Source organism: Vallitalea sp. (genome assembly GCF_025211055.1).
Taxonomy (GTDB): Bacteria; Bacillota; Clostridia; order Lachnospirales; family Vallitaleaceae; genus Vallitalea.
In genome coordinates this window covers 1-4,802 of sequence record NZ_JAOARO010000024.1, presented here as the reverse complement: position 1 = coordinate 4,802, position 4,802 = coordinate 1, and the positions used below count along the sequence as shown (strand labels likewise).

Annotated in this window: 8 protein-coding genes and 1 pseudogene; all 9 read right to left on the bottom strand. The window is 28.6% G+C overall.

Going from position 1 to position 4,802, the window contains the following annotated elements; translation table 11 throughout:
- On the bottom strand, positions 1 to 203 hold a 203-nt coding region (locus tag N4A55_RS03450; protein ID WP_293754110.1), incomplete at its 3' end, for a hypothetical protein.
- A 319-nt stretch (positions 204 to 522) separates the two neighbouring features.
- A complete protein-coding gene (locus tag N4A55_RS03445) occupies positions 523 to 1,086 on the bottom strand; it encodes a hypothetical protein (RefSeq protein WP_293754109.1) in 564 nt (187 codons plus the stop codon).
- 524 nt (positions 1,087 to 1,610) lie between these two features.
- Positions 1,611 to 2,012 carry a hypothetical protein gene (locus N4A55_RS03440; protein WP_293754108.1) on the bottom strand — a complete coding sequence of 134 codons (402 nt, stop codon included), beginning with the start codon at positions 2,010 to 2,012 and terminating at the stop codon, positions 1,611 to 1,613.
- Positions 2,013 to 2,428: 416 nt separating this feature from the next.
- Positions 2,429 to 2,983 (bottom strand): hypothetical protein, encoded by a 555-nt coding sequence (locus N4A55_RS03435; RefSeq protein WP_293754107.1) that lies wholly within the window; start codon positions 2,981 to 2,983, stop codon positions 2,429 to 2,431.
- A gap of 2 nt (positions 2,984 to 2,985) precedes the next feature.
- Positions 2,986 to 3,165, bottom strand: coding sequence for a hypothetical protein (locus tag N4A55_RS03430; protein WP_293754106.1), 180 nt, complete (start codon positions 3,163 to 3,165; stop codon positions 2,986 to 2,988).
- Entirely contained in the window at positions 3,128 to 3,370 is a 243-nt protein-coding gene (locus N4A55_RS03425) for a hypothetical protein (protein ID WP_293754105.1), read from the bottom strand. The genes N4A55_RS03430 and N4A55_RS03425 overlap by 38 nt, the downstream gene beginning before the upstream one ends.
- 23 nt (positions 3,371 to 3,393) lie before the next feature.
- Positions 3,394 to 3,708, bottom strand: coding sequence for a hypothetical protein (locus tag N4A55_RS03420; protein WP_293754104.1), 315 nt, complete (start codon positions 3,706 to 3,708; stop codon positions 3,394 to 3,396).
- A gap of 311 nt (positions 3,709 to 4,019) precedes the next feature.
- Positions 4,020 to 4,580 carry a hypothetical protein gene (locus tag N4A55_RS03415; protein WP_293754103.1) on the bottom strand — a complete coding sequence of 187 codons (561 nt, stop codon included), beginning with the start codon at positions 4,578 to 4,580 and terminating at the stop codon, positions 4,020 to 4,022.
- Between the two features lie 101 nt (positions 4,581 to 4,681).
- Positions 4,682 to 4,802, bottom strand: a pseudogene (locus tag N4A55_RS03410) (IS1595 family transposase); the annotation flags it as partial.

Sequence of the window (4,802 nt, the reverse complement as noted above, 5' to 3'; positions counted from 1 at the left end):
GTACTACGCTCCAGGTTTAAGGTTTCATTGGTGAATGTACGGTAAATCTCGTAATCGCTCAAATAAAAACGCTCTTCTTTAACGTTACCACGCTCTATTACTTTACGTGCTCTGTTACCTTCGGTATCATATACATAATAAGCTATATCGCAAGATGCATTCAGCGTAACCTGTTGCAACTCATCATTAACCGTCCATATCATAGATTACAGATGCGGCATCTTCGTGATGTTACCATGTGCATCGTATTCGTAATCATTTAGTGTCTGATCTTTATCGTGTTTTAACAGATAATTGGTCTGCTCAGCATATATATAACTACGTGTCCTGTTCAATTTTTCGTCTGGTGTTGTATGCTGTTGTGTTAATACATTACCAAGCTCATCGTAGGTGAATAGTTGCGTGTATTTATGTACAGCATGTTTATCTGCGACACTGACGCTATATGACATGTAATCACAACTATCTCTGTATAGAGATATAATATAAAAAGGTATTCTAAAAAGAACACCTTTCGAATCATTATTTACTATATACTTCTTTCAATTCCTCAATTCGATAAATATATTCACAGCTAAAATACTCTTTTCTTAGAATAACACCCTGTTTTAAATCTATAAATAATCGTAAATCATATGTTTCTATCTCATCAGAATATTTTGAATAGTATATTTCATATATATTATAAGTATAAAACCTGTTACACAAAAAAGTATCTTGTTCTATCTCTTTTACACAAACAGGTACTGCATTTTCATAATCACAAAGATTATCAATAGTACTGTAATTTTCTCCTCTTATAGAGGAATTTCTAAGTTCCGTTACTCCTTCTAAGCATAGGTTCTTATTCTTGCGAACCATAAAATAATCAATAATAAAGAAAGGGGTTATATTCTTCAAACTATAATAACTCAAAACAATTGTGTCCTGAGAATAATGTTTAACAAACATAAACTCTGAACTGTCTCTGTTTTTCCTTATACTATTGTAAATATTGTATTTTAAAATCTCTTTATAATTAAGTCTCTGACTTATACTATCTACACAAGATAAAAATACTATAATAATAAGTGACAAATATTTCATTATTCGAATATCTTTTTAATAAAGAAACTTATACAAAAACCAACCTTATAAAAATCATCACTGTCATCCGAAAGTTGAAAAATTAAAAAGTCCTCAGAATCCCTTATTTTTATTTCGCCGAAAAAATAAAATATTCTTAAAGGAAAGTTTATATGTTTCTCTAAAAGGGGTTTTAAGTATTCTAAAATTAGCTTTTTTTCATCTATTACACATATACATTCTGACCATGTTATCACAATAATCGTACCTTTATTTCATACATACTATTTTAAGGAGACAAAACACAAATTACAGACAACCATTTAATCAAATGTTTTTATCTATGTAACTGTTATTTCAAATATTCATAAACTAGTTAAATTTATTTTTATCAATTGAAAAATGTAATGTATAGACATGTATTGACAATTTCATAGAATCTCTTGATTTAATCCTCTACTTCCAATAACATTGGTATCTACATTAACTAATGAATCATACATAAATTCAACTGAGGGATGTAACAAAAAACAACTTTCTTCATCTTATAAAGAATGATGATTCTCTATATCAGAAGCCAATTTTATTAAAACTTCTTCTAATATTTGATGTTCATTATCAATGATATCAAGCAAAACACTAACTGATTCTATCTTCCAAGACTCTTCTAATGGGTTTTTCGTACATAGAATTTCTTCTATTTGCTTTTTATTCTTATACAGAGTCCCTCCTGTATATGACCTAACAGACTCAAAATATTCTTCAAGATATTCAAGTTCTTCATCCCAATCATCAATTGCTTGTAAAATTATAGTTAGGTTTTGATAGAACTCTAGTTCTTCATCTTCTATTTCTTCAATAATACTAATACTTATCATGATCTGTAATTTTATTTTCTTTCTCCTTTCTCCCAAAATTGATTTGTTCCAACTTCCATATTTTTTCAACAAATTCTTCAGTAGTCTTTCTTATTCTTTTATTGCTTTTGTTCTTTGTTTAGGCAGCTATGGGCTATATATTGGATCTGGCAAACAAAGTACTCTAACAACATTATCATAGTCTCAGTATCAACTGTAAAATTCCCAAGTATATTGACCATATTTCTGTTATATAATTTAGAGCATCTCTAACATCATTATATATATTATTTATAGTCACCCTTGTAGCATTATGTTTTCCTGTTGCATCAGAAACTTCTATAATAATGATTATCACCTTTCTTTTGTTATATGATCTTTTGATATAATTCTAAGGTTATATAATACAGTAGATATTTTAATAACAATTTACTTTAACTACTCAACTTATCACATAATTATAATTCAACAACATCTAGATAAAAGCTAACAATTTAGACTCTTATCTATTTGATTTCAATCTCAACCCTTAAATCAAAACCTTCGATAAAACTATAATAAGCTAACAAATCATTCAAGTCGCTAAACAACTCTCCTTCCGTCCCCTGTTTATCAACACATAATATTCTTCCATCATCGAATTTGTAAAAAAAACATTTATCAAATATTCTTTCATTTCTATGCAATTTAAATTCATCCAATGTAAAATTGCTTCTTATAGTTTCAATTCCTTTTTTGTCCAATAATATAAAAGGATGTATAATTTTATCTTGTTTTCCTCTAAAAAAAACAACCTCAAAAGGCATCGTTCTTATTAAATCCTCTTTATTTGAAAATTTCAGATAATATGAGTCCTGAAGCTCACCTATATACTCTCCATCTTTGGTTGTAAATATTTTTTTATATTTAACATATGATATATCCGTACATTCTTTCCATTCTTCTATATGTTCATTGACATTCAAAACTTCAAAAGTTAAAGCATATCCATCAGGAAAAACTAAATTATACTCCTTTCCAAATACTTTCATAATAAATAATATAATTATTAAATATCTCATTTTTATTTAAATTCGAGTTTACCAGTACCTTTTCTTAATTCATCAGAATCATTATTTATATTTGTTAAATAGCTGGTTATAAAATTTACATCCAATCTCTCTCCATTTGTTAATTTTATATCTCCATTACCATTAATATATACTTCAATATAATTGAATTCCATTTCCTGTTGCTTGTTCAATAAGATCCTCCGAGATTTCAGCTCCAACTGGTGTTATGATAAAAAGGAATCCTCCACTAACCTCTCCTGCTTCTGTTTGGAATTCTCTCAATGATATTTGTCCAGATAAAGCATCAATCATTGCAGCATAGTACCTTGCACCGTAGTAGTATAGACCCGTCTCTTCGTCGCGCTCTTTGCCTACATATTTATAGCGTTTTAGCAAGGTTTGCCTCACATTACTTCTTTTTATATATGTGTTCGGCGATTATTTCGTAATTCTGATTCTGTTCTACCACTTCGGTATGAGGTTGTACCAAATGGATGATACTCCTCATAGCTTATGATATTGGCTTTGTCATCAAGTTCTATTGTTGATGAATCAGGATAATCAGCAAGTTGATACCTTATTACAGTATCACCTCCTGTCTCTCTGTCTATCATAGCTACTCTGTCTCTATCGTATATTAGAACTCTTTCTAATCGTTTTGATACAAAAATCTCAAGCTGAAAAGGATAGGATTTTATCTCATCTATAGTAATTGTTTTAAAGAAGTTTAACAAAAATCAGTCGAAATGACTTCATTTCCTGTACTCCAAGACCAAGAGTCTATTGTCAAAAAATGACACTACCTTATTTCACATTGAACTTTGGACAAATTTATTAAAAGCTTAAAGTATAGATTCTAAAGATATACCCTCAGTCAATTTCAATGAATTTACCATTGCAAAGGTTATACTCTCATTTTTTTCTTAATTCAGAAGCAAAGCAACAAAATGTTAGTCATTCATCTATGAGTTCACTACAATAAGATTGTATCAAACTACTAATAAATAAATTATTATATTCTGATACAACCCTATATTTATAAATACTATTTGTACCTTATTTCCTTATCAACTAAAACATCCTCATCTATTATACTCATATAGACGAAAATATGAATAACTATTTTTTCTTGTTTTGTACCAAAATAGAATTGATCCCTAATGATGCCACGTCTTGCTCCTAAGAGATACTTTCTTTTAACTCCTAATGCAATTCTAAGTGTATCAACACAAGGTATTTCTCCACGATCATTTCTCCACAAATAATCTTTGTAATTAATAATGTTAGATTTATCCTTTATTTCTTTAAAATAGTTATATAAATCATATTTCCTTTTAATACTATCTGGAAATTGAAGTATAAGTAACGAATCTTTTGTTATTGAATATTTTGACTCTGATTTAACCAAACTACTCTTAATAATTCCATTTTCATCTTTAGCATACTGTTCAAGTTTACACTTATCATCATCAAAAGAGAGTATTATTCTTCTTAAACCACTATCAAATACAAAACATTCTTCCGTTAATACTTCCTGATCATATACAGGAATATTCTTTACTGATGCACAACTACATAACAACAGTAGTACAATTTTAAATTTCACTAATTTTGATACCATTTTTCTTTAAGATTTGGATATACTTTTTTAGGTTCAACTCCAATAAAATCATACATTGCATTAATCAACTGTATATCCGCAATAAGTCATAATCCTGTAATTGCCGCTATAACAAGCCTATCAAATAACTTTTCTCCAAAATATCTTCTATTCAACTTGTATACAAACTCATTAAGATATAACTGGAGGTACTTACCTTTAATTTTG